This is a genomic window from Arthrobacter sp. MYb229 (assembly GCF_002975405.1).
Lineage (GTDB): Bacteria > Actinomycetota > Actinomycetes > Actinomycetales > Micrococcaceae > Glutamicibacter.
On record NZ_PCPS01000003.1, the window covers coordinates 1 to 24,661 of the forward strand.

A 24,661-nucleotide genomic window follows, 5' to 3' on the forward strand; every position below is an offset into this window, starting at 1 on the left:
TTATATATCCACCAAATTAAAAATAATTCGGTATCAATAAACTTGGCACACTATTGAGTTCTCAAACAACAAACACTCTCGACACCACAACCACCGCAATCGGCGGCTGCTTCGCTCCGGAGCAACTTTACAAGGTTACCATCTTGTTGACTGTTGTCAACTCCATGTTTTCCACTTGTTTACGTCTCTTGAATTTCGTTCCCTTTCGGGCTTTCCGTTCAAGCGGCGCGAGAAATAACTCTACACGTCTTTGAGGTGAACGCAAAATCGGGCGCATGGCCCGTTATTCATCCAAACTTCCCTGTCATTACGGGAATTCGTGGCTCGTTGAGCTGGTCTCCGAGAAAAAACCGTCAAAAACATTCTTATGAAGCAGCTCACGCTTAAAGCAGTTGGGCCTGCTTTCCCGCGGAATCACAGGAAACAGGCCCAACAGAAAAGAAAGAACTTACTTGCTTTCGGCGTTACGCAGACGCGAAACCTCGTAAAGCGAGATGCCAACTGCCATGGATGCGTTCAACGACTCCATGGCCGAGTCGATCGGGATCGAGACAATCGCATCGCAGTTCTCGCGGACCAGACGCGACAGTCCCTTACCTTCCGAACCGACCACGATGCACAGTGGGCCGGTAGCCAGTTCCAGATTCGGCAGATCCATATCTCCGCCGGCGTCCAACCCGATGACGAAGATGCCTGCGGCCTTGATTTCCTTCAGCGCGTTGGTCAGGTTGCTGCACTTGGCCACTGGCACACGTACCGCTGCTCCGGCACTGGTTTTCCACGCCGAAGCGGTCATGCCCACACTGCGCCGCTCGGGGATGATCACACCGTTTGCGCCGAAGGCCGAAGCCGAACGGATAATCGCGCCTAGGTTGCGCGGATCGGTAATGCCATCCAGCGCAATGAACAGCGGCTGGGTACGTGAGTAACCGCGGTCGTAGTCTTTGACCGACTTCTGCACCAACTGCACGGCGTCTTTGTATTCGTACGGTGGGATCTGCAGGGCCATGCCCTGGTGAATCGCGCCGTCGGTGATGCGTTCTAGCTCCGGCTTGCTCACTTCCATCAGCGGAATACCCTGAGCGGCGGCGAGTTTCAGCGACTCGCGCACTCGGTCATCAACTTCGATGCGGATGGCTACGTGCAGTGCCTTCGCCGGAATGCCGGCGCGCAACGCTTCAACGACCGAATTACGGCCGGTCACCATCTCGGCATTGACCTTAATCCGGTCATTACGCTTAGCCGCGCTGCGCTTGGTAGCTGCGCGGTCGGCCAGCTCCTTGGTGCGGTAGGCCTTGTGGTAAGGACGATCCTCGGCTTTCGGGGTCGGGCCTTTGCCCTCCAGGGAACGGCGGCCCTTGCCGCCACTTCCCTTGGTTGGGCCCTTCTTGCCCTTGCGAACCGCTCCCGCGCGTTCTTGAGGATTACTCATTTGATGTGTCCTTTGTTTTGAATTCTTCGTATGGCCGCGGGTGCGGCTACTTCGTCAGGGTCCAGCGGGCACCGTCCGCGGAATCAACAACGGTGATGCCCGCGGAGGCTAGCGCGTCGCGAATGGCGTCTGATCGAGCCCAATCCTTAGCGGCTCGCGCCTGGGTACGTTCGGCCAGTTGTGCCTGAATTAGCGTGTCCAGCGCTTCGGTTTCGGCACTTCCCTGCCCGGTGCCGACGCTACGTGCATCGTCCAGTCCAAGAACCTGCGTCATGGCAAGTACCTGGTCGAGCGCCTCGGCTACAGTCTGTTCTTCGTTCGCATCCAGTGCGGCGTTGCCGCGGCGGACCGTCTCATGAAGCACAGCCAAGGCCATCGGCACGTTCAGGTCATCATCCATGGCGAAGCCGAAAGCTTCGGGTACCGAAGTAGCTTCCACGCTGAGCCCGGTATTGGCGGCTCGGTACGTGGCGTTGGAAATGAAAGTGTCGATGCGTTCTACGGCGGCGGCGGCTTCGGTGAGCGAATCGGGACGGTAATCCAGCTGCGAACGGTACTGCGCCTGACCTAGGAAGTAGCGCACCACGCGAGGTTCGGCCAGCTGCAGCATTTCTTCCGGGGAGATGGTGTTGCCAATGGACTTGCTCATTTTTTCCCCGGCATAGGTGACCATGCCGTTGTGCATCCAGTAATTGGCAAAGCCCTGACCGGCGGCGGTTGACTGCGCCAATTCGTTTTCATGGTGCGGGAAGCGCAAATCTAGCCCACCACCGTGGATGTCGAAGTGCGTGCCGAGGTACTTGGCGGCCATAGCCGAGCATTCTAAATGCCAGCCCGGTCGCCCGCGGCCCCAGGGGCTCGTCCACGACGCGGTGTAGGGATCGCTTTCCTTGTGTCCCTTCCACAGGGCGAAGTCCCGCGGATCTCGCTTGCCACGCGGATCGGCGTCGGCGGCAGCCTGCATATCGTCGATTTTCTGTCGGGTCAGTGAACCGTAGGCCTCGAAGGAGCGTACGTCGAAATACACGTCTCCGGAGTCATCGGTGGCCGGGTAGGCATGACCGCGGGAGATCAAGGTTTCGATCAGCTCATGCATTTCGGTGATGTGGCCGGTAGCGCGTGGCTCATAGGTCGGTCTGCGTACTCCGAGCGCTGCATAGGCGTTGGCAAACTCTTGTTCGAAGCGGTAGGCCAGCGCATACCAAGACTCCCGTGGCGGGTAGTGCTGATCCGCGGCAAATTCCTCGGCGAAGGAGTTCGACGACTTTTCCAAGATCTTGTCGTCGATATCGGTCACATTGCGCACGGTGGTGACGGTAAAGTCCCGGTATTCCAGCCAGCGCACCAAGATGTCGTAGGCAATAGCGCTGCGCACGTGGCCCACGTGCGGCATGCCCTGCACAGTTGCGCCACAGTAGTACAGCTTGACTTCGCCGTCGGTTAACGGCTTAAAGTCTCGTACGGACGCAGTCTTGGTGTCATAAAATCGCAGGCTCACATCTTTAAGGTTATCCGAAGAAACCGGTGGTTGTGCGGGGATGCGACAAGGAACGCACTGACGCGTTGTTTACTGCCCTGCCCGAGTGGCCGGATAGACCAGCGCGGTGGCGTATGCGGTGACCCCGATGCCCTCCCCCTCGTAGCCCAATCCATCGCTGGTGGTTGCGGTGACGCTGACTGGGGCACCAAGGACTTCAGAGAGCAGTTGATTGGCTTCTTCGCGGCGCGCCGCGAAGCGTGGACGGCGGGCCACGAACTGCACCGCAACGTTGCCGATCTCGAACCCCGCGCCTCGGACCAGACGCGCAGCTTCTGCAAGCAGGCTCACACCGCTTGCCCCGGCAAATTCGGGTCGATCCACCCCAAAGTGGGTTCCCAGATCGCCAATCCCGCTGGCGGAGAACAATGCGTCGCAGGCAGCGTGGGCTACCGCGTCCCCGTCCGAGTGTCCCGACAGACCGATATCGTCGGGGAAGAAAAGGCCTGCCAGCCACATTTGCCGTGATGGGTCGGTGCTGACCGCGTGCACGTCGATGCCATTGCCGATGCGTGGGATGGCCAAGTTTTTCTCCAGGTTCTTCGTTGCGGCGGTGGTGAACAATCGCCCCACGGTATCCAAATCCTCAGGGTGGGTGACCTTCAGCGAACGCGCGTCGCCAGCCACGACGTGCACTTCAACCCCGTGGACGCGAACGATCGAAGCGTCATCGGTGACGCGTGCTAATTCTTCGGGGCTGTAGTGGTCGAGTTGCGCATGAGCATCGATGAGGGTCTGGGCGTCGAATCCCTGCGGGGTTTGCACCGCCCGCAAGGTGCTGCGATCCGGCGTTTCTACGATAGTCGGCGAACCCAAGCCCACGTCCGTGCCGACCACGCTGATCGTGTCGGTCACCGCCAGGGCCGGGATGGCTGCCTGGACTGCGGGCTTGCGCAGCTCGGAGAGTATCAGCTCGTATTGGGATACCGGGGCGAAGGCGCGTGCCGCGTCATGAACCAGGATTCGCGTGATCTGCGCGGAGACCGCGGCCAGACCATTGCGCACGGAGGCCGCGCGGCTGTTCCCGCCGGGGACTGTACGCACCAGCGACGGGTAGTCGGCAAGGCGTTCGGTAAGCCGGGAGTCCTTCGGCGGTACCACCACGATTACGTCGTTGACTCCACCCACTTCGAGAATGCGGTCCAGTGCATGCTCGGCCAGCGATTTGCCGTGGACCTCAACTAACGCCTTGGGCAGGCCCGCACCTAGGCGAGTCCCCAAGCCGGCCGCTACCAGGATGACCGCTACCGATTCTTCTCGTTGCTCACTCACGAATCCCAGCTTATCCCGCATTAGAACTGCGGTTAAATGACTAAACCGTGGGTCGCTTTCCAGCGTCCCACGGTTACTTGTCGTTCGGCATCAGGCTTCGATAACTCGACGAAATTTAGGCGGAGGCCAAAACTTCGTCCAGCAGGCCTTCTGCCTTGGTCTCGTCCAGGTCCTTGGCAAGAGCCAATTCGCTGATCAATACCTGACGGGCTTTGGAGAGCATACGCTTTTCGCCTGCGGACAGGCCACGGTCATTCTCACGGCGCCAAAGGTCACGAACGACCTCTGCCACCTTGATGACATCACCGGAGGCAAGCTTTTCTAGGTTTGCCTTGTAACGACGCGACCAGTTGGTCGGCTCTTCAGTAAATTCAGCACGAAGGACATCGAACACATGGTCCAAGCCTTCCTGACCTACCACGTCACGCACGCCAACGAGATCAACGTTCTCTGCTGGAACCTCGATGGTCAGGTCGCCCTGAGCCACCTTGAGCTTGAGATACATTTTCTCTTCGCCCTTGATCTTGCGCATTTTGATCTCTTCGATCATTGCCGCGCCGTGGTGCGGGTAGACAACAGTCTCGCCAACCTCAAAAACCATGTGAATAAACCCCTTTCCCACCTCCCAGTCTACCACGGGCACGCTCTGGGAAATCTTCACCATGACCCCAATAACCCCGAAAAGACGCGGAATTCCCTCTTCCATTTGCGGGAGAAACGTGGTATGAAGTTAATAGGTTGCGCGGCTCACCCCTCTCCCACAAGCCGCCTCAACTTATCTACAACTTGTCGAAATCGATGTGTTGCCCGTCGCTAAATCACGTTCTGGCGCGAATTACGGTTAGGCTTAGTAGCAGTCGTGGTCTTCGTGCTGCCCCGCGCCTTGGGTGCGGAACACCGATAAATGGCCGCGAAACCCGCAACTCATTATTCTCACCGAGGAGTTAGTGTCGTGATCACCGCACGCATGACCGCTGGACGCCGCATCGCTGCGTCCCTAGCCGTGGCTGCCCTGGCATTCGGTGTCACCAGCTGTGGCGCCATCAACCAGCAGGCGACTACCACCCAGTACAACGCATCCGATGGCATCCACGTTGATGTTGCCGACGCCGAGGTTCGCAACCTGATGTTCGTCGCAAACACCGACGCTTCCGAGGCCCGCCTGATCGGCTCAGTGGTCAATGACGGAGACAGCGCAGTAAGCGTGAGCATCAAGGCCGGCTCGGCATCTGCCGTGACGATCGAGGTTCCGGCCAACGAGGTCATCAAGTTGGAAGACGACGCTAACGAAACCGTCATCTCCTCGCTTGGCGTCAACCAGGGCGAGCACGCCGTCACCATCTTCACCGCGGACGGCGAAACCGTCGAGTTCAGCGTTCCGGTAGTCGACGGCACCCTCGCCGAATACCGCGACTTCGTTCCGGGCGGATACGACTCGGCCACCACCGAACACCTGAAGCCGGTAGAGCACGAATCCACTTCGGGCCACTAAGCGCTTTCTAAACGACAAAGGCTTCGGCCTTCGAGAATTCCTCCTCGATGGAAGATTCTCGAAGGCCGAAGCCTTTTGCATTTCTGCGCTAGTTCAGCGACGAGCTAAGCGACGAATTTGTATCCGAGCCCGCGTACCGTCACCAGATGCTCTGGGACTGCAGGATCTTCCTCGATCTTCGACCGCAGGCGCTTGACATGCACGTCGAGAGTTTTGGTGTCCCCGACATAATCGCTGCCCCAGACCCGGTCGATCAGCTGTCCGCGGGTCAGCACGCGACCTGCGTTGCGCAACAGCATTTCGAGCAGCTCGAATTCCTTCAACGGCATCGCGACCTCGGTATTGCTGACCGAAACCACATGGCGTTCGACATCCATGCGCACAGGCCCGGCGGTGACCACGTTGGTGATCAGCTCCTCGACTTCGCCCTGTCGGCGCAGCACCGCTCGAATGCGGGCCAGCAGTTCACGCGAGGAGTACGGCTTGGTGACGTAGTCATCGGCGCCGAGCTCGAGGCCCACCACCTTATCGATTTCGGAGTCCTTGGCGGTGAGCATGATGACAGGGACCTGGCTGGTGGCGCGGATCTGACGGATCACCTCGGTACCGGGTTGTCCAGGAAGCATCAAATCTAGCAGCACCAGATCGGCGCCGTGGCGCTCAAATTCGGTGACAGCCACAATACCGTCGTCGGCGATGCGCACCTCAAAACCTTCACGTTCCAACAGGTAAGAAAGCGGGTCCGAGAGCGACTCTTCGTCCTCAACGATCAATATGCGGGTCATCGGCGTCCTCCTTCACGATCCGCCACACGCGTGGCGTTCGCTTTATCCTTCGTCGTATCGGTGGCCAATTCCGATGGCTCGGCCCCTTCTTCATCCACTATGGGAAGTCTGAGTGTGAACGTGGATCCCTGCCCGGGCTGCGACCAGAGCGATACTTCGCCGCCGTGGTTGGCCAGCACATGCTTGACGATGCTCAGTCCCAGGCCGGTTCCGCCGGTCTGCCGTGAGCGTGCCCCATCCACCCGGTAGAAGCGTTCGAAGACGCGCTCCTGCTCTTCGGCGGAGATGCCCGGACCCTGATCGGTGACGGAGATCTGCGCGTAGCCGTCACGCTGGCGCAGCCCCACACCCACGGTGGTGTTTGGCGGTGAGTAGCGGATCGCGTTGTCGATCAGGTTGCGCAGGGCAGTCATCAGCAGATCCGCATCGCCGTAGATCGCGGCATCAAGCTGACCGCCCACGGTAATGCTGATTCCCTTTTCCTCGGCGAGCAGCTTGTTGCGGTCAACCGCCTCGCTGATCACCGATTCGATGGCCACATCGGCCCCGTGCAGGATTGAGTCGCTGGACTGCAGCCGGGAGAGTTCGATGATGTCCTGGACCAGTGCGGCCAGGCGCCGGGATTCCTTCTGCATCCGAGTGGAGAAACGGCGCACCGCCACCGGGTCATCGGCGCCGTCGCTGATCGCCTCGGCCAGTAGCGACATCGCGCCCACCGGGGTTTTCAACTCGTGCGACACGTTGGCCACGAAGTCATTGCGCATGGCCTCGGTGCGGGTGATCTCGGTGCGGTCATCGGCGAGCAGCAGGATGTACTCATCACCCAACGGCGCAACACGTACGTGCACGATCAGCTGTCCGGCGCCCAGGGTGGCCCGCTGCAGCTCGTACTGGCTCTCGGCGATCACACCGTCGGCGCGTACCTGACGCACCAGCGTCGCCAGCTCCTCGTGGACCAGTGTATGCCCGCGTACCAGCCCGTAGGCATAGGAGGCGGGGTTGGCGCGAACCACTCCGTCCACGTCGTCCAGGATCACGAACGCGCGGCCAATGACCGAAAGCACCGAGGCGGCGCCTTCGGGCAGCACCGGTTCGTCAACATCGGGAAGGCCGGAGGCACGCCGCTGCGAGAAACGGTAGGCGGCAAGCCCGACAAGTCCCAAGGTCAAACCGAGCAGGCCGGCGAGCAAGGTCGAAATTACTTCGTTCACATAATCAGACTAGCTTCCAACGCGCTGGGGGCTGGTCTCAAATGACGCGAAATAGGACTTTTCGCTATCCTATTCACCAAACGTTCACTTTCCGTGGGATATTCGTTAATAACCCGCTGACAAGGTGGAGGCAGACCCTCCGTCATGCCCAAAATCAGGGTGTGGGATTCCGTAACTCGAAAGGACCTTCAATGCGCAAGGTATTTCAGGCAGATCTGCAGCAAATCGGTGAAGAGCTGATCGAGATGTCCAAGCTGGTTGCCATCGCGATGGACCGTGCATGGGAATCGCTGGCAAACGCCGATGTCGATATGGCTCAGGAAGTTATCGCAGCCGATGCGAAGATCGACTTCCTGCAGAACCAGCTCGACGAGCGCGCCATCGACACCTTGGCACTCCAGGGGCCGGTGGCTTCGGATCTGCGCATGATCGTAGGCTCGCTGCGCATGAGCGCTTCGCTAGAGCGCATGGGAGACCTGGCGCGCCACTTAGCCCAGCTAACCCGCCTGCGTTTCCCGAACCCGGCGATCCCCGCGCAGATTTCCGACACATTCTCACAGATGGCAGAGATCGACATTCAGATCGCCAAGGAAGTCGGTCAACTGCTCGAAACTCGTGACTTGGCCATTGCCCGGGCAATTATCGAATTGAACCACAAGCTGGATGGGTTGCATTCCAGTGTGTTCACCGTGATCGCCGACGACGCGTGGGACGAGACGGCGCCGACCACCGTGGATGTTTCGCTCACCAGCCGCTATCTCGAGCGCTTCGGTGACCACGGCGTCTCCGTTGCCCGCAAAGTGACCTACTTGGTAACCGGCGAATGGGATCCAGCAGAGTTCTAAGCTCCGCAAGTTAGCGCACTAGCGCCGACGTACTTCGATGGCCTTGGGCCGGTGATTTCCTCACCGGCCCAAGGCCATTTTTGCGGGCGCCCAAGTCTATTGCCTACCGCTAGTCACGATCCAGGGCAACAGCTCTGCCTGGCGGTTCACAGAAATATATAGTCACTACGAGCTACATGGCCGATTACTTCCTATTAAGCATTCGCAGAGCAGGAAAATTTCAGTGGCGAGTTCTTTGCCTTCCCTGGAATTTATGAGGTCAAGGGAAAGTCCACGGATTTCATCGCCGCATCGACCGAACCGCTTCGCCTCACCTCCAGCGTTGACGGCAACGCACATGTGGAGATTACCCGGGAGCTGTCTTCGGCCACGAGAACTCGCGTTGAAGGCCGTGCAGGACTTCGCTACGGCGTGTGTCACGCCTCCTACGAATATGGCGGATGGCTGTCCCTACGAGCTACGCCAGAAAGATCTCGCATCGATGAAGTTGACGGAGCAGACCGGCGGCCTGGAAAGCCTGAGCCAGAACAGTTTCATCGCTCAAAGCACCAAGTTCAAGTACAAGAAGAACGACACCGAGTACTACGAATACGAAACGAAAGATCTGGAGACAACCTTCCGCGGCACTATCGAGTGGGATAGCGCAACCCCCAAGGTCACCAAAATATCTAGTGGTTGGTGCTAAGCGACCCGAGAGTCAGAAGTTAACGCAGTAAGGGTGGGACACCGTATCGGTGTCCCACCCTTCATGTGTGCGTCCCCCGGACATGCCGGAGGCTAGAGTATTTCCGGCTTTAGCCTTCGCACTCGACGCAGAAACCTACAATGCCCTCTTCACGAACTAGCTGTGAGCGGTGGCGGATCAGGAAGCACGAGCCGCAGATGAACTCGTCTTCCTTCTGCGGGACGACCGTAACGGTCAGTTCCTCATTGGACAGGTCTGCGCCTGGAAGGTCCATACCGTCGGTGTGATCGGCCTCGTCGAGCTCGCGCACGACGCTCTTCGCGTCTGGTGCGTTTGCGGACTTAACCGCGTCTAGAGAAGCCTTGCGCGCCTCGGCAACGTCCGGGCGGACTTCATCGTAATCAGTTGCCACGAATTGCATTCCTAACGTGAGCCATTGAGCCTATTCGAAATAGGAGATTACAGCATACTAATGCCAGAAACACAATCCTGTGTCGTTGTTTCGCTCACAGCCTGACATTCATTTGAACTTTGCGCTTAAGAAACGACGAGGCGCACCGCTTCCGACACCCAAAAGTGCCGGCGCTGGTGCGCCCCGTACAAACTCAGAACGTGCTACTTACGCCCCTGATTCGCGACTGCCTTGATCGCGTCTGCGGCAGCTTCCAGATCCAGGTAGGTGCCACCGGCGGTGATTGGCTGGAAGTTCTCGTCCAGTTCGTACACCAACGGAATGCCGGTCGGGATGTTCAGCGAGGCAATGGCCTCGTCGCTGATGCCGTCCAGGTGCTTGACCAGCGCACGCAGCGAGTTGCCGTGCGCGGTGACCATGACGGTCTTGCCTGCGGACAGGTCCGTCTTGATCTCATTCTCCCAATACGGAAGCATGCGCTCGAGCACATCTTTGAGGCACTCGGTGCGTGGCGCCTGGTCGCCCAGGTCCGCGTAACGCTCGTCAGTTGCCTGGCTGAATTCCGAAGCATCGTCCAGGACCGGGGGCGGGGTATCGTAGCTGCGGCGCCACAGCATGAACTGCTCTTCGCCGAACTCGGCCAGCGTCTGTGCCTTGTCCTTGCCCTGCAGCGCACCATAGTGGCGTTCGTTCAAGCGCCAGCTGCGGTTGACCGGGATCCACGAACGACCAGCCGTTTCCAGTGCGAGGTTGGCTGTGGTGATCGCGCGGGTCAATAGCGAGGTGTGAAGCACCTCTGGCTTGTAGCCGGCTTCAGCCAGCAGCTCGCCGCCACGAGCGGCTTCGGCCCGTCCCTTTTCGGTCAGGTTCACGTCGTACCAACCGGTGAACAGATTCTTTTCGTTCCATTCGCTCTGCCCATGGCGAAGCAAGATCAAAGTATGGGTCATACATTCCATCCTATCCAATGCGATGCACCGCGTAGCCGAAAGTTAAGACATGTCAGCAAAAAACAACGCCCCGGTCTTCGCTTGACGAAGTCCGGGGCGTTGAAAAGCTTGTTGCCCTTAGTTGTACCAGTTGCCGCTCTGGCCGCTGACCGCGGGCTTGACATCCGCCAGGTAAACGCAGGCTACACAGGCCGCGATCAGCTGCAGGAAGCCGCCGCTGCTGGCTGGGCCGGAAAGCACCATCAACACCGAAATGATGGTGGCGCCGCCGGTCAATGCCATCCACCAGCCCTTGGTGCGCTTACCTTCTTGGGTAAACCGCGACGCCTGATGGCGCAGGCAATCGATCAATGCCCAGACGGCGACGACGCCGACAACAATGCTGAGCGCATACATCAAGTACATCTCGATTATTCGTGCCAAGTCCATATCTACACTCTACCTTTCTCTCCGGCGCGTCCATCGGCCTGGGGGTCGTGAGTCTTCAGATTCGTTCAAGGGCTCCGGAAAGATCCCGCCACAAATCCTCCACGGCTTCGATACCCACCGAAAGCCGGATCAAGTTTTCCGGCACGGTGGCGGGTTCATTCGCGTGGCGCGCCCGGCGCTCGGCCAGAGTTTCCACTCCGCCCAGCGAGGTGGCGCCGGTGATCAGGCGGAGCTCTTCGATCATCCGGTCCGCGTCCTTGGCGGTTGAACCTGCGGTAAATGAAATCACCGAACCGTAGCCGCTCATTTGCTCGGTGGCCCGCTGATGTCCGACATCCGTTGGCAGACCGGGGTAGCGTACTGCGCTCACCTTCGCATGCGCGGCCAGCCGCTCGGCCAGGATTTGGCTGTTCGCCTGCGAGCGTTCGAGCCTGACCGACAGGGTACGCACCCCGCGCAGGGCCAGGAATACGTCCATTGGCGAGGCGATGGCTCCATGCAAGGTGCGGTGCCCGTGCAGCTTGCTATGCAATTGCCCGTCGTTGGTGACCACCGCGCCGAGGATCAGATCCGAGTGGCCCGACAGATATTTGGTCACCGAGTGGACCACCAGATCAGCCCCCAAGGTCAAAGGCTGTTGCAATAGCGGGGTGGCAAAGGTGTTGTCAACGATGCTGAGCACACCCGAGGACTTGGCCGCCGCCAACAGCGCGGGAAGATCCGCAACCTCAAGCATCGGGTTTGTTGGAGACTCCAGCCACAGCACGTCGGCACCGTCCATCGCGCGCAGCACCTGATCGGTATTTGCCACATCCACAGCTCGTACACTGAAGCGTCCGGCTGCCTGCAGTTCAGCGCTCAACCCCAACGAACCGTTATAGGAATGCTTTGGCAAGACCAGCACGCCGCCCTCGGGCACCAGGGTCAGCGCCGCGGAGATCGCCGCCATCCCGGAAGAAAACACCAATGCCGGATGTTGTGCCTGCTCTAATTGACCCAAGACTTCTTCGAACGGGTCCCAGCTTGGGTTGGAGAATCGCGCGTACACGCGATCCCCGGTGCCGGCAAGCCCGTGCGAGTGGTAGGTCGAGGTGAACGTGATCGGATGATTCACCGGGCCGTCATTGGTGTGCGCAGGACGTCCCCCGGCCACGATAAGCGTGTTCGGGTCCCAAGTTTGTGCTTCGGTAGCTGATTCTGGCAGTTGGCTCATGAGCACCAGATTACGCCCGCATAGCGGCGCAATGCACAAGCGTTTACGTGCATGTCCGCCCGTGTTACCCGGCTTGTTCGTCACTCTTGGCCAGAAGCCCTGGAATCTGTCCTTTTTCCCGACCCCGGTTAGTTAGGGTAGAGGTGTGAGTATCGATTCGACTGCATCCCAGCGCGGCCTGTTTATCGTCTTTGAAGGCGGCGACGGCGCCGGCAAGTCCACGCAGGTGGCCATGACCCGTCAGTGGTTGGAAAATCGTGGTGCCCGCGTAGCGACCACTAGGGAACCCGGCGGCACCCAAATCGGCGAGAAACTACGCTCCTTGGTGCTCGAACACGGTCACGGCGACATCGATTCACGCACCGAGGCTCTTATCTATGCGGCGGCCCGCGCAGCCCACGTGCAGCAGCTCATCGCTCCAAAGCTCGCGGAGGGTACCCACGTGATTTGCGACCGATTTGTCGACTCTTCGCTGGCCTATCAAGGCATGGGCCGATCCCTAGGGTTTTCGGCTGTCTCGGCCATCAATGACTTTGCGACCACCGGTTTGAAACCGGATGCCACAATCATCCTCGATATCCCTGCCGCGGATGGTCGCGCTCGGCGAATCGCTGCCAGCGGCGGGGTGGAGGATTCGGACCGGCTGGAATCCGAACCAGATGATTTCCACGAACGCATCCGCGGCGCTTTCCTCGAACTTGCCGCCAAGGATCCACGGCGTTATCTGGTTGTCGATGCGACAGGCAGCGTTGAGCAGCTCCAACAGGAAATCACGACACACCTTGCAGGTCTGTTGTGAGCCGGCTGGTATTTGCCGAGCTCGCCGGTCAGCAGCGTGTGGTCGACTCGCTGATTTCCGAGGTTGATCAAGGCAACCCCACACATGCTTGGCTGGTGACCGGTCCGCCTGGTTCCGGACGGACCACCGCGGCCCGGGCGTTCGCCGCGGCCTTGCAATGTACACAAACTCCAGCGGGCTGCGGACAGTGCGATGCATGTAAGAAAGTAATGGCGGGCAACCATCCAGATGTTTCTTTCGTTTCCACTAGCAAGGTCGCCTATCAGATCGAAGATGTCCGGCATCTGATCACGCGCGCCCAAGAACGTGCCGGTAACGGCAAATGGCGCATCATCATCATCGAAGATGCAGACCGTATGACCGAACGCACTACCAATGTGCTGTTGAAGGCCATCGAAGAACCGCCTGCACAGATGATCTGGATCCTCTGTGCGCCCTCACCGGCCGATGTGCTGGTGACCATCCGCTCGCGCTGCCGCGCGGTCAACTTGTCGGTGCCTGCGGCCGCGGAGGTCGCCGAGCTTTTGGTGCGTCGCGACGGTTTGGAACCGGAGATGGCAGAGTTTGCCGCGCGAGTATCGCAGTCCCATATTGGCGTTGCCCGTATGTTAGCCCGAGATGAAAAGGCTCGCGAGCGTCGTGAAAAGGTCGTCACGCTGCCGCTGCGGCTCTCTACCCTCCCCCAGGCGATGTCTGCCGCGGCAGACATCTCTGCGCTGGCCAGCGAGCATGCCGAAGCCATGACCGGTTCGCAGCTCAGCGCACAGATTGCCGAGCTTCGCCACGCAAATGGCTTGGGCGAAGAGGAAAATATTCCTCCGGGACTGCGCGGACAGTTCAAGGCCCTAGAGGAAAATGCCAAGCGTTTCGCCAGGCGCGCTACTTTTGATTCCTTGGACCGCACTCTGATAGATCTGACGACCTTTTTCCGCGATGTGCTTAGTTTGCAACTGCATTCGGGCATAGAACTCATCAACGAACATCTCCGCTCGAAGCTAGAAGCCTACGCAGCGGCGCAACCCAGCGAGAAGACACTCGCCCAGCTTGATGCAATCAACGAAACGCGTCAGCGCCTGGCCGCCAACGTTAATCAACTGATCGCCCTTGAGGCGCTCATGGCCCGGCTACTTCCAAAGCCAGGCCGTCGCTAGATCAGCAGCTGCCACGACCGATACCCCAACTTCAACAGGAGACGCAAAAGTGACTGCACGTATTTCCCTGCTCCGGTTCGCGTCACTGGGCGCGGCGTTGTCCCTCGCCTTGGTTTCCTGCGCTGGCTCCGGGCCGAGCGATACGGACGCTGCCCCTTCGGCCACCAAATCCCCGCCTACTGCGGCTCCTGAAGCCCAGGGCGAACTGGCCGAATACTACGATCAAGACGTGATGTGGGAACCATGCGGCAGCACAGTGGAGTGCGCGACTATCCAGGTGCCCCTGGACTATGAAAACCCCGAGCAAGAGGGCATTGATCTTGCGCTGAATCGACGTGCTTCGGAAGGTGCGAAACGAAACCTTCTGGTAAATCCCGGCGGTCCGGGCGGGTCAGGCCTCGGCATGGTCACCGAAACTGTGCCCCATATTTTCAGCAATGATCTGCAGCGTGAGTTCAATACGATCGGTTTCGACCCACGTGGCGTAGGCAAGAGCTCCCCGGTGAAATGTCAGACAGATGAGCAAACCGACCTGAGCCGGCAACAGAACCTACGCGCCTGGGTTCCAGAAGACCGAGAAGAAATCATCAAGCAATCTAAGGAATACTCCAAGGAGTGCGCGCAGAACACCGGGGATTTGCTCGGACATGTGGACACCGTTTCGGCGGCCAAGGATCTGGACATCATCCGGGCAGCCCTTGGAGACGAAAAACTCGATTATCTTGGTTTCTCTTACGGCACGTTCCTCGGCGCCACCTACGCGGAGCTCTTTCCGCAGCGGGTTGGCGGGTTCGTCCTAGATGGCGCCATGGATCCCTCAGTTTCATCCGCTGAGGTGAACAGGGCGCAGGCCGTGGGATTTGAGCGAGAGATCGATGCCTGGCTCGAAAGCTGTTTGAACAGTGAAGCATGCCCATTTGACGGGACTCTTGAAGAAGCCAAAGTGCAACTGCAACTGTTCTTTGCTCAAATCGAAAATGAACCGCTCGTGTCCAGCGACGGCCGAACCGTACCGATTATCGATTTCATCAACGGATTCATCGTTCCGCTTTATGACAATTCGAGCTGGCCGATACTGACCACTGCCATGCGTGAAGCTATGGAAGGCGATGTAGATCAGGTCTTGCTCTTTGCAGACCTCGCCAGCGACCGAAGCCAAGATGGCACCTACACATCGAATTCGTCCGACGCGTTCGTGGCTATCAATTGCCTGGACCGGCCAATGGATGCAGACCCAGCCACGATGCAGACCGAAGCCGAAGAGTTAATGCGCGTAGCCCCCACCCTAGGGAAATATCTCTCCTACGGCGCAATCACCTGCAACGAGTGGGAGCATGACGCGACTGGGGCACCTGCGGAGCTGCAGGCGAAGGGCTCCGGCGAGATCCTGGTGGTCGGGACAACCGGAGATCCCGCGACGCCTTACGAATGGTCGCAGTCGCTGGCCTCGCAATTGTCCAGCGCAACGTTGCTGACTTTTGAAGGGCATGGCCACACCGCATATGGTCGTTCGAATGACTGCATCACCGAGGCGGTTGATGCTTACTTGATCGATGGCAAGGCGCCCGAAGATGGCACCGTGTGCTGATCTAAGGCTTCACAGAAACAGCTCGTTTTGACGATCTCTCGAGTACTCAGATAAAGTAGCGAGGTGCCTGTTTTCAGGTATCGGCCTCCTTAGCTCAGGGGTAGAGCAGCTCCCTCGTAAAGAGCAGGTCGGCGGTTCAAATCCGCCAGGGGGCTCGTGTGAAGAAAAACCCCGGACACCGGTACTACCGTGTGCTTCCGGGGTTTTTCGCTGTCTTGGGACACCGAGCCTCGCTCATCACTGCTTCTTATGCACCAAAAACATCAACATGGCGATGATTTTATGAATGACGACGAGCCCAAATATGAAGGCCAATGCGAAGCAGCCGGTCGAGGCGAGCTCGAATGGTGAAAGCGCCAAGGGATTAGGATCCCCGTCTCGAAATGCCAGCTGAGCCCCGAAGAACAGCAGGAAGAATCCTAAAAAACTCAGCGCGATGCTCAACCAAAAATAGATCAGGGTGTCATATCCCGGTTTTTTCATAGGCAAGAAGTCATCCTTAATTTTATTCATTCTGATTACTACAATGATAATCAATCATGCATCTTTTACCCTAAAAAAGACTTCGAAGAATCGCTGGCAACGAATCTGCCTACACAAGTAAAGGTTCGCCAAAGAGCCAAGGCCGGCCTCTTTAGATTCAACTTCGCCTCTTCTCACCTCGGCTGACAGGTCACGCATTGACACCGTTTATTCACGAAGGTAGGATCCATTCCAAAGAGCGGGGAACTCAGGTTTTCCCCGGTTGGGAATATTCAATGGACGACTGGATGTTCGTTTTCGGCAACGATGCGCCGCCCCCGGCAGCGGGATATGACTGGACGCGGATTCAAGCCGCTACGCGGTCAATGCTGGCGGCGCAGGCACGTATGCGGCGTGCGTCCCAAGGAAACGCCGAACTAGACGAATCCGAATTGGCAGACGCACAGCAGAGCATCGCAGAGTTCGAAAACTCGATCCTTGAAGCACTTGGCAACGGGGTTGCGGTAAGCCTGATTGCTGACAGTACGAATCTAAGCCAGACAGCGGTCAACAAGCTCCGTGATACGGGCACACTCATGGGTTCCTAATTCGCAGCCCCGCCATCTTTCAGGAAGGAGCTAGACGCGGACATCCGATGTGAACATGAGCAGGGTTCACCAAATACGAGATAAGCCTGCGCACGGTTCGATGCGCAGAGCTTCAGCTATCGGCTACAAGGAGTCCTGACCGCAGTTCGTCAGATGCCCCAAAATAGCGCCGAGCGAACGAACACGATTGGGACTTCAGTCAAGGGCGACGGTACCCCGCGCATTACCGGCTTGCCCGGGCACCGCAGGCCATCCTGGGCCGATCATGTATACCGGGGAACCGCACCCGCTGGAAGTTAAAGCTTCGGCACTCAACGCAGTGAGGATCAGCCTTGCACCGAAAGCCTGACGGCGTTCCGTCGCAAGAGGGATATTATGCACCGATCTCAGCCTAGTGCGGATCTCGACAACCGCTCTGGGTTTCAAGCAGTCAAGGACCCTGGTTCCTACCGAAACCAGGGTCCAAAATTCAATGCTCTGCAGATTCGGATTTATTCGAAGTCTGAGGTAGCCGGATCTGCCGCGATGCGCCCCTCGGGACCACGGTCCAACCCGTTGATCGCAGCAAGGTCCTCGTCATCAAGCTTCAACTCGACTGCCTCGAGGTTCTCGATGATTCGCGAATCGGTGACTGACTTTGGAATCACCACGTTGCCCAAAGCCAAATGCCAGGCGATGACTACCTGCGCCGCACTGGCCTCATGCTTTTGGGCGATCCCTAAAAGGACCGGGTCGGTCAAGAGCTCGCCGCCGTGGCCAAGCGGAGACCATGATTCGTGGGCGATGCCATGCTTAGCTTCGTAAGCGCGCAACTCGGCCTGTGGGAAGTACGGGTGAGTTTCAACTTGGTTGATCACCGGACGCACACCGGTGTGCTCATAGAGCTCGTCCATGGCCTCAATGGTGAAGTTGCAGACGCCGATAGACGTGGCCTTTCCGTCTTTCTGTAGCTGAATCAAGGCTTTCCACGTGTCCACATAGGTGCCGCGCTGAGGCTGCAACCAGTGAATCAGGTAAAGATCGACGTGGCTCGTTCCCAAACGTTCGAGGGAGGCTTCGGACGCCGCCAATGTCTTGTCGTAGCCCTGGTCGGAATTCCAGACTTTGGTGGTCACGAAGATTTCGCCACGCGGAATGCCGCTGGTGGCGATTGCGCGCCCCACGCCTTCTTCGTTGCCGTAGATACGGGCTGTATCGATATGGCGGTATCCGGCTTTCAGCGCCTTGCCAACTGCGATCTCAGCGTCGGCATCGGATATCTTCCAGACGCCGTAACCGATCTGGTCGATGCAGTTGCCATCGTGGAAATTAGATTGTGGAATAGTTTGGATCATGCAACTAATTTAGTGCATCGGAGCGGAACTTGAGGTGAAAGGCACCATGTTTCAACGGTTCAGCTCACGTCAGCCAGCATTTTGGCTGCGTGCGAAATGTCGTCTTTGACGATCTGTGCACGGTGTTCGACCGGTTGCATATTGTTTTCTGCTCCACCTTTGGCCTGCATGCGCATCATCGCAATTGCCTGAGCCGTAGCGGCTAAGTCGTTGGCTGACTTGGTCAGCGCTCGGTGCACCTTGGAGGTGGATTGCGGAATGTGCTCGTCATCGCTTGGCGTCACCCGCTGGGCATCGATGCACAGCTGACGCACCTGCGGGAGCAGATCTGCCAGCTCATTGGCTTGCGTAACTACCTCGTTGTACAGGTCGTTGTCTTCGATTCCATCTAAGACCTGGAAAACGCGGTCCAAAGAGCGCACGAACCTGTCATGGGCGCGACGCCATACGCCTTGCCCAAGGTCACGGTTTGTTGCGCGTTGTTCGCGCAGACGCGAGAAAAACCCCATCACACTCTTTTTTGCTAGGTCGCTACGAAATGACTAGTACCAGACTACCGGTCGCTGCTCAAAACTCCCCAGCTTCGTGGCTTCGCTTGACGTGAAAAGGAGCCTTGGAACTCGAAATCGAGTTCCAAGACTCCTTCGCTCTACCCTCCAATTAGCAGCAGCGGCCTTGCGGGTTGCGTTCTTGCCAGTTGGTGTATTCGCGCCAAAAATCGCGTTCCGTCATCGGTTCGGCTTCGGGATGGGTGTTAGCCAAGTGCTCCAGGTAGTGCCGGTACTTATCTGCACCGAGTATGCCTTCCATGAAACGCCTAGCTTGGCCGAGCTTTTCGCGAAGTTTTTCCATTTTAGTGTCCACCACGGCTCACTCTTTGGCTATCTGGAACATTCTTCCACTGAGCTTCAAGTGCCTTTTCTGCGGGCGAGGAGATCAGGCCTTGCGCAGCGAAGATTTTCGATTTCGTGTATGGGTCCTCGGTGTCTTTTCCGCCGCCAAGGGACTTCGCCTTGACCGTTTCGACTACCGCCGCGGCGATCACGATGACCGATAGCACCAAGAAGATTACCGAAAGCCAGCCCTGCACACCGGTATTGCGCACGACGGCTTCCATGGCTTCAACGCCGTTTGCCGATCCGAAGGAAGTCTCACCGTTGGCCAAGGCTTCCTTGAACGCGTTGTGGTTTGCGAAGTAGCCAACCTTGGTGTTCGTGGAGAAAATCTTCTGCCACGAGGCGACGAAGGTGACCACGACGGCGAACGCCAGCGGGAGCACAATGACCCACAGGTGCTTGAAGTTGCCTCGCTTGGCCACAATCGTCATGACCACCGCCAAAGCTATAGCGGCAAGCAACTGGTTGGAGATACCGAACAGCGGGAAGAACGTATTGATGCCGCCAAGCGGGTCGGTGACTCCGAGAATGAGAATGTAACCCCATCCGGCCACCATGAGTAGCGTACATATCCAGGCTCCGGGGCGCCACGAAGTGTCCTTGAACTTTGGAACGAAGTTACCGATAGCGTCCTGCAGCATGAAGCGAGCCACGCGTGTCCCGGCATCTACCGCGGTCAGAATGAACAGCGCTTCGAACATGATCGCGAAGTGGTACCAGAAGCCCATCATGGCGACGCCACCGAACCACTGATTCATGATCACCGCAATGCCGACCGCTAGCGTTGGAGCGCCACCGGTTCGCGAAACCACCGACGGTTCGCCCACGTTGGCCGCCAGTTCGGTCAGCTGGCTTGGAACTAGGTCCACGCCGGCCAGTCCCAAGGAGTTCACAAACGCCACCGCGGTCTCCACGGTGCCACCGGTCGCGGCGGCGGAGGAGTTCATCGCGAAGTAAATGCCGCGATCAATGGAGATCGCCGCAACCAATGCCATGATGGCCACCATGGACTCCATGAGCATGCCGCCGTAGCCCAGGAAGCGGGTCTGGCGTTCCTTCTCGACCAGCTTCGGGGTGGTTCCCGAGGCGATGAGCGCATGGAAGCCGGAGAGCGCACCACAAGCGATGGTGACAAACAAGAACGGGAACAGCGAGCCGGAGACGACCGGGCCGTCTGAACGTGAGGCGTACTCGGAGAAGGCCGGGGTACTGATCTCCGGTCGGACTACGACGATGGCCACGGCCAGCAGACCGATCACACCGATCTTCATGAAGGTCGACAGGTAGTCGCGCGGCGCAAGCAGCAGCCAGACCGGAAGTACCGCAGCGATGACACCGTAAACAATGATCGCCCATGCAATGGTGGTGCGTTCCATGTGGAAGAACTCAGCACCCCACGCCGATTCAGCAATCCAACGGCCCGAGATGATCGCGAACATCAATAGCGCGAAGCCGATGACCGAAATTTCCAGTACCTTGCCCGGGCGGATAAAGCGCAGATAAATCCCCATAAACAATGCGATCGGGATCGTCAGCCCCACCGAATAGATGCCCCATGCAGATTCCCCCAGCGCGTTGACAACCACCAGCGCCAAGATGGCAACAATGATGATCATGATGGCAAGAGTCGCAATCAACGCCGCGGTGCCACCAATCAGACCCAACTCTTCACGGGCCATCTGGCCCAGCGAACGCCCACCACGGCGCATCGAGAAGAACAAGACCAGGTAGTCCTGCACCGCACCGGCCAGAACTACACCGAGGATGATCCAGATGGTTCCCGGTAGGTAGCCCATCTGCGCTGCGAGGATCGGCCCAACTAGCGGCCCGGCTCCAGCGATTGCCGCGAAGTGGTGCCCAAAAAGCACCCGTCGATCGGTTGGCACAAAGTCTCGGCCGTTATTCATATACTCGCCGGGAGTGGCCCGGAAATCATCCGGCTTGGCGATCTTGCGCTCAATGAACTTCGCATAGAACCGGTAAGCGATCAGGTACGTCGCCACCGCGGCGAAAACGAACCAGATCGCGTTGATGGTTTCACCGCGGGAGAATGCGAGCATGGACCAGGCCACGCCGCCGATCAATGCAATGACAACCCAGACGGCGATGCGCAACGGAGTCCACCGCTTATCTTCGCGTTCGACAATCTCTGGGTCCACGCCCGCCGGCGGCAGGGCTTCTTGGGTACTCACTGGGAGTAGCCTCCTCGGAATCTTTCAAGTGATGTGGATGACTAGTTCCTGTGGAACGAGTCACGTGGTAATACCACGGGTCACTTTACGCGACGGAGGTATGGATAAATCAAGCCCGCACGACGATTTTTCCCAGATGCGTCCCGGAATCAAAATGTTCATGCGCCGAGACGAGAGCTTCGAAAGAATAAGTTCTGGTGACGTTCAGACTGAGTTTCCCTTCTGCCAGCAACGGTGCAATACGGTCTGAAGTTTCCTTGACGATTATGGTCTTTTCGTTCGCCGGACGAGCACGCAACGTGGTGCCGATAACCCTGGCACGCTTAGACATCAGAATGCGCAAATCCAGTTCCGCCTTGGCGCCGCCCTGCAAGCCAATGACGACCATGCGGCCGCCCACGGCGAGCGCCTTCACGTTCATCGCCAGATATTTCGCACCAACCACATCGAGAATCAGGTCAACACCTTTGGCCGCGGTCAATTCACGAACCCGTTCCAGCACATCTTCTTCGCGATAGTTGATCCCCGCATCAGCGCCCAGCGATTTGCAGTACGCAATCTTCTCGTCTGACGAAGCAGTGACAATCACTGTCGCGCCGGCGGCCTTCGCCAGCTGGATTGCCATAGATCCGATTCCGCCGGAACCGCCATGGACCAGAATCGTTTCTCCATCCTTGAGCGCTCCCTCAAGGAAAATATTCGAGACCACGGTTGCGGCCACCTCGGGGAGCCCCGCGGCTTCGACTAGATCCATCTGGGCAGGGACGGCCAGCACGTGGGAGGATTCGACATTGACGTACTGGGCGTAGCCGCCTCCGGCAAGCAAAGCTGCCACGCGGTCACCAACGTTCCACTCGGTGACCTGCTTGCCGACCTTGGCGATGGTTCCGGAAACTTCCAGCCCTGGGATGTCGCTGGCACCGGCAGGTGGGGGGTAAACACCCTTGCGCTGCTGGACATCTGCCCGGTTCAGGCCGAAGGCGGCAATCTCAATTAGTACTTCATGATCTGCCGTTTCCGGGATTGGGCGAGCCTGTGCTTCAAGCACTTCTGGTCCCCCTGCGCCGGTGTAGATATAGGCCTGCATCGTGTCATTCATGTATGTCGATTCCCTTCTTGGCTTCCTCATAGCGTATAGTTTTTCGGGTTGGATGGTTGTCCGAGCGGCCTAAGGAGCTGGTCTTGAAAACCAGTGTGCGGTAACCCCGTACCAAGAGTTCAAATCTCTTACCATCCGCGTTACAGTCTGGGGCAGTAGATCAATTGATCTGCTGCCCCAGACTTCTTATTTTGAACTGCCCGCCAACAGTTCTTCCAGATTGACTCCCGCCATGCGGGCGATCTCGATGACCACCTGCTCCGCATCGTGCAAGGTTTGCGCGGCCGGGTGCGTCGGGTCTCCGGCCTGGGCCGCAATTGCAGTCCCCCACTGTGCCGAGGAAAGCTGCAAGCCGAGCACGAATATTCCGCGATGGGCCAGACCTTCTGCGTTGATCAGCCGGTAGGGCTCGCCCACCACGTCGAATCCGGATCCCGTCATCTGTTCGCCTTCGGCGTTGCGCCAGGTATGCGCGCGGGCCACCTTGTCGGCTAGCAGTTGGGTGATTAGTGGGGTGTTGTTCTGCAGTACCCTGTTGCTGGGCATCATCGCTTCGCACAAGACCTTCGCGCCATAGATCTCGGTATCTACCCACGGCGAGGAAACAGTGAACTTTCCGCGTACATCGTCGAATCCGAACTCGGGTTCTGGCCCGATAAAGCTCACCAGCCCTGCGCGGGACAGCGCCAGGAGCTGTTCGATCCGTTCCAGGGGTGGCCCCGAGGACAGGCCTTCGACCAGCGGCTCAAAGTGGGCCTGCACTTCTTCAATTCGGGACTGCTCGTCCAAGATCCCCTTGGTTACCAGGTCCTTAATAACCATGCGCCCGGCGTTCATCGTCATGATGGCACAGGACAGCGGGTCGCGCAGCCCGGCGGAACTGTGCTGCGCATTGCCAACGAGATAGTCGCGCACCGCCTGCTGGTACTGCTCATGGGAACCGAAGCCAACCTGGTCAAAAGGTCGCGCCAAAGCCGGAATGTCCAACCATTTCAGGTGCGGGAACTGATCAATGTAGTCGCGCAGTTCGCTGAGCCACACCTGATTGCCTTCGTGGTGTTCAGCTTCGAGGATCCGTTCCAACCCGGCTAGCAACCGGCTGGCGTCCGCGGTCGGTCCGGCCGCCTCGGTGGCGACGCATTTTGAGTAGTAGACCCACAGTATGTCGCGGTGCAGCTGGGGCCAGATATGGCGGGAAAAGCTTAAGGCGGCGTCCGGATTCGAATGACGAGCTTCGGCGACCTTTCCGATCAGCTCTTCTGCGTGCAGGAAACGCAGGGTGATTTCCGCTGGAATAAATTCTTCTACGACCGGTTTCCCCCAATAGGGGGTGCCCCGACGTGAAGCCGCGATCAGCTTGGGCTCCTTCCCCGAGGCGATGTATTCGAATCGGTGTCCCGGTTCTTGGCTCACTTCCTTGAAAATTCCTCCGCGGCCGCTAGTCAATTCGGCCATGCCGTCGAAGAAATTTAGCCCCATTCCGCGCAGCAGTGCCGACTCGCCTGATTTGAAGTTCGAGTAGTCGACATCCGCCGGAATGTTTGGCGGCAGATATGTGGCACCATCTTGTTCGGCTGCCCGTTGCAGCTGTTTTTGCCACGGGTTCAATTCAGCATCCTGATGCCCCAATGCCAGAACGACGCTGTCGAACTCTAAGTGCCCGGCGCCAGGATCTCCTTGGGCAAAGGACCGGTAATCCAGTCGGTAGCCAGCCTCCTGCGGGCGAACCGCCAACACTTCAGCGCGGATGTAGTTCAAAACGAAATTCGGATGCTCATCGAGCACGCGGGCGCACGAGTCATAAACGTGTTCTAGGTAGCGACCGTAAATTGCTCGTGGCGGGTAGGTGCCAGGTTGCGTGGCGCGCAGCGCAGCGGCTTGACGCTCTTCGAGCCGGAGGCCATCCCCATTGGCCTCCACAAACTGCCGGAAGCTAAGCCCCGGTTCAGCTGCGACCCTTTCGGGAGCTACCGTTGGAAATGAGGCAGGGGTGTTCATCAGGAAGTGTAGCGACTGTTTTGGATTCCATACATGCCCGGACCCCGGGCGGTACGGGTCGAACACCGTTACGCGTACCAAGGTAGCCAGCTTGGGCACCTTGACGGCCAGCTTAGCTAGGCGTTCGATGACACTGGTACCGCGCGGGCCAGCGCCAACTATAGCGACGTTGTACTGTGGTTGGGGTTCTTCCCAGAAGTTGCTCACCTTCCAAGATTATTGCCTAGAAGCAACTTGTCACGCCATCAAGCGCCCCAGCCTCCCGGCAAAA

Annotated in this window: 24 protein-coding genes and 2 tRNA genes; 9 read left to right on the plus strand and 17 right to left on the minus strand. The window is 58.4% G+C overall.

Features of this window, described 5'->3' with window-relative positions:
* Positions 1 to 448 precede the first annotated feature (448 nt).
* From rlmB to CQ019_RS10645, 4 genes are all read right to left on the minus strand, one after another.
* Positions 449 to 1,432, minus strand: coding sequence for a 23S rRNA (guanosine(2251)-2'-O)-methyltransferase RlmB (rlmB, locus tag CQ019_RS10630; RefSeq protein WP_096288490.1), 984 nt, complete (start codon positions 1,430 to 1,432; stop codon positions 449 to 451).
* 46 nt (positions 1,433 to 1,478) lie between these two features.
* Positions 1,479 to 2,930, minus strand: coding sequence for a cysteine--tRNA ligase (gene cysS / locus CQ019_RS10635; RefSeq protein WP_105553369.1), 1,452 nt, complete (start codon positions 2,928 to 2,930; stop codon positions 1,479 to 1,481).
* A 69-nt stretch (positions 2,931 to 2,999) separates the two neighbouring features.
* Positions 3,000 to 4,241 carry a 2-C-methyl-D-erythritol 4-phosphate cytidylyltransferase gene (gene ispD / locus CQ019_RS10640; RefSeq protein ID WP_258133556.1) on the minus strand — a complete coding sequence of 414 codons (1,242 nt, stop codon included), beginning with the start codon at positions 4,239 to 4,241 and terminating at the stop codon, positions 3,000 to 3,002.
* Positions 4,242 to 4,356: 115 nt separating this feature from the next.
* The gene (locus CQ019_RS10645; RefSeq protein WP_096288501.1) at positions 4,357 to 4,842 is read right to left on the minus strand and encodes a CarD family transcriptional regulator; all 486 of its coding nucleotides are present in this window, start codon (positions 4,840 to 4,842) and stop codon (positions 4,357 to 4,359) included.
* 351 nt (positions 4,843 to 5,193) lie between these two features.
* Between CQ019_RS10645 and CQ019_RS10650 the strand changes: the two genes are divergently transcribed.
* Positions 5,194 to 5,733, plus strand: coding sequence for a hypothetical protein (locus CQ019_RS10650; RefSeq protein WP_105553371.1), 540 nt, complete (start codon positions 5,194 to 5,196; stop codon positions 5,731 to 5,733).
* A 104-nt stretch (positions 5,734 to 5,837) separates the two neighbouring features.
* Here the strand turns inward: CQ019_RS10650 and CQ019_RS10655 are convergent, their stop codons facing one another.
* Both CQ019_RS10655 and CQ019_RS10660 read right to left on the minus strand, forming a co-directional pair.
* Complete coding sequence (locus CQ019_RS10655; protein ID WP_096283068.1) at positions 5,838 to 6,518, minus strand: response regulator transcription factor; 681 nt, start codon at positions 6,516 to 6,518, stop codon at positions 5,838 to 5,840.
* On the minus strand, positions 6,515 to 7,729 hold the full coding sequence (locus CQ019_RS10660; RefSeq protein ID WP_105553372.1) for a cell wall metabolism sensor histidine kinase WalK: 1,215 nt from the start codon (positions 7,727 to 7,729) through the stop codon (positions 6,515 to 6,517). Before CQ019_RS10660 ends, CQ019_RS10655 begins: the two co-directional genes overlap by 4 nt.
* 191 nt (positions 7,730 to 7,920) lie before the next feature.
* Between CQ019_RS10660 and phoU the strand changes: the two genes are divergently transcribed.
* Complete coding sequence (gene phoU, locus CQ019_RS10665) at positions 7,921 to 8,574, plus strand: phosphate signaling complex protein PhoU (protein ID WP_105553373.1); 654 nt, start codon at positions 7,921 to 7,923, stop codon at positions 8,572 to 8,574.
* Positions 8,575 to 9,055: 481 nt separating this feature from the next.
* Positions 9,056 to 9,259, plus strand: coding sequence for a hypothetical protein (locus CQ019_RS10670; RefSeq protein WP_146112457.1), 204 nt, complete (start codon positions 9,056 to 9,058; stop codon positions 9,257 to 9,259).
* Positions 9,260 to 9,368: 109 nt separating this feature from the next.
* Here CQ019_RS10670 and CQ019_RS10675 read toward each other — a convergent pair whose 3' ends face one another.
* The 4 genes from CQ019_RS10675 to CQ019_RS10690 form a co-directional block, all read right to left on the minus strand.
* Positions 9,369 to 9,671 carry a DUF4193 domain-containing protein gene (locus CQ019_RS10675; protein WP_096283070.1) on the minus strand — a complete coding sequence of 101 codons (303 nt, stop codon included), beginning with the start codon at positions 9,669 to 9,671 and terminating at the stop codon, positions 9,369 to 9,371.
* A 203-nt stretch (positions 9,672 to 9,874) separates the two neighbouring features.
* A complete protein-coding gene (locus tag CQ019_RS10680) occupies positions 9,875 to 10,621 on the minus strand; it encodes a phosphoglyceromutase (protein WP_096283064.1) in 747 nt (248 codons plus the stop codon).
* Positions 10,622 to 10,738: 117 nt separating this feature from the next.
* Complete coding sequence (locus tag CQ019_RS10685) at positions 10,739 to 11,050, minus strand: DUF2516 family protein (RefSeq protein ID WP_096283063.1); 312 nt, start codon at positions 11,048 to 11,050, stop codon at positions 10,739 to 10,741.
* A gap of 55 nt (positions 11,051 to 11,105) precedes the next feature.
* Positions 11,106 to 12,263, minus strand: coding sequence for a PLP-dependent aspartate aminotransferase family protein (locus CQ019_RS10690; RefSeq protein ID WP_105553375.1), 1,158 nt, complete (start codon positions 12,261 to 12,263; stop codon positions 11,106 to 11,108).
* 145 nt (positions 12,264 to 12,408) lie between these two features.
* Between CQ019_RS10690 and tmk the strand changes: the two genes are divergently transcribed.
* From tmk to CQ019_RS10710, 4 genes are all read left to right on the plus strand, one after another.
* Positions 12,409 to 13,062, plus strand: coding sequence for a dTMP kinase (tmk, locus tag CQ019_RS10695; protein WP_105569671.1), 654 nt, complete (start codon positions 12,409 to 12,411; stop codon positions 13,060 to 13,062).
* Positions 13,059 to 14,213, plus strand: a complete 1,155-nt coding sequence (locus CQ019_RS10700; protein WP_105553377.1) for a DNA polymerase III subunit delta' — start codon at positions 13,059 to 13,061, stop codon at positions 14,211 to 14,213. The genes tmk and CQ019_RS10700 overlap by 4 nt, the downstream gene beginning before the upstream one ends.
* 49 nt (positions 14,214 to 14,262) lie before the next feature.
* Complete coding sequence (locus CQ019_RS10705) at positions 14,263 to 15,801, plus strand: alpha/beta hydrolase (RefSeq protein WP_258133981.1); 1,539 nt, start codon at positions 14,263 to 14,265, stop codon at positions 15,799 to 15,801.
* A gap of 83 nt (positions 15,802 to 15,884) precedes the next feature.
* Positions 15,885 to 15,956, plus strand: a tRNA-Thr gene (locus CQ019_RS10710).
* An 82-nt stretch (positions 15,957 to 16,038) separates the two neighbouring features.
* Here the strand turns inward: CQ019_RS10710 and CQ019_RS10715 are convergent.
* A complete protein-coding gene (locus CQ019_RS10715) occupies positions 16,039 to 16,314 on the minus strand; it encodes a hypothetical protein (protein ID WP_146112458.1) in 276 nt (91 codons plus the stop codon).
* 245 nt (positions 16,315 to 16,559) lie between these two features.
* Between CQ019_RS10715 and CQ019_RS10720 the strand changes: the two genes are divergently transcribed.
* Positions 16,560 to 16,871 carry a hypothetical protein gene (locus tag CQ019_RS10720; RefSeq protein WP_105553379.1) on the plus strand — a complete coding sequence of 104 codons (312 nt, stop codon included), beginning with the start codon at positions 16,560 to 16,562 and terminating at the stop codon, positions 16,869 to 16,871.
* Between the two features lie 491 nt (positions 16,872 to 17,362).
* Here CQ019_RS10720 and CQ019_RS10725 read toward each other — a convergent pair whose 3' ends face one another.
* From CQ019_RS10725 to CQ019_RS10745, 5 genes are all read right to left on the minus strand, one after another.
* Positions 17,363 to 18,205 carry an aldo/keto reductase gene (locus CQ019_RS10725; RefSeq protein ID WP_105553380.1) on the minus strand — a complete coding sequence of 281 codons (843 nt, stop codon included), beginning with the start codon at positions 18,203 to 18,205 and terminating at the stop codon, positions 17,363 to 17,365.
* 59 nt (positions 18,206 to 18,264) lie between these two features.
* Positions 18,265 to 18,714 (minus strand): hypothetical protein, encoded by a 450-nt coding sequence (locus CQ019_RS10730; RefSeq protein WP_105569672.1) that lies wholly within the window; start codon positions 18,712 to 18,714, stop codon positions 18,265 to 18,267.
* 151 nt (positions 18,715 to 18,865) lie between these two features.
* A complete protein-coding gene (locus CQ019_RS10735; protein WP_308727247.1) occupies positions 18,866 to 19,072 on the minus strand; it encodes a YbdD/YjiX family protein in 207 nt (68 codons plus the stop codon).
* Positions 19,059 to 21,293 carry a carbon starvation CstA family protein gene (locus CQ019_RS10740; protein ID WP_308727248.1) on the minus strand — a complete coding sequence of 745 codons (2,235 nt, stop codon included), beginning with the start codon at positions 21,291 to 21,293 and terminating at the stop codon, positions 19,059 to 19,061. Before CQ019_RS10740 ends, CQ019_RS10735 begins: the two co-directional genes overlap by 14 nt.
* 109 nt (positions 21,294 to 21,402) lie before the next feature.
* Positions 21,403 to 22,380 carry an NAD(P)H-quinone oxidoreductase gene (locus CQ019_RS10745; protein WP_105553662.1) on the minus strand — a complete coding sequence of 326 codons (978 nt, stop codon included), beginning with the start codon at positions 22,378 to 22,380 and terminating at the stop codon, positions 21,403 to 21,405.
* A gap of 62 nt (positions 22,381 to 22,442) precedes the next feature.
* Between CQ019_RS10745 and CQ019_RS10750 the strand changes: the two genes are divergently transcribed.
* Positions 22,443 to 22,530 (plus strand) — tRNA-Ser (locus CQ019_RS10750).
* 48 nt (positions 22,531 to 22,578) lie between these two features.
* Here CQ019_RS10750 and CQ019_RS10755 read toward each other — a convergent pair.
* Positions 22,579 to 24,597 carry an FAD/NAD(P)-binding domain-containing protein gene (locus CQ019_RS10755; RefSeq protein WP_105569674.1) on the minus strand — a complete coding sequence of 673 codons (2,019 nt, stop codon included), beginning with the start codon at positions 24,595 to 24,597 and terminating at the stop codon, positions 22,579 to 22,581.
* Positions 24,598 to 24,661: the final 64 nt, after the last annotated feature.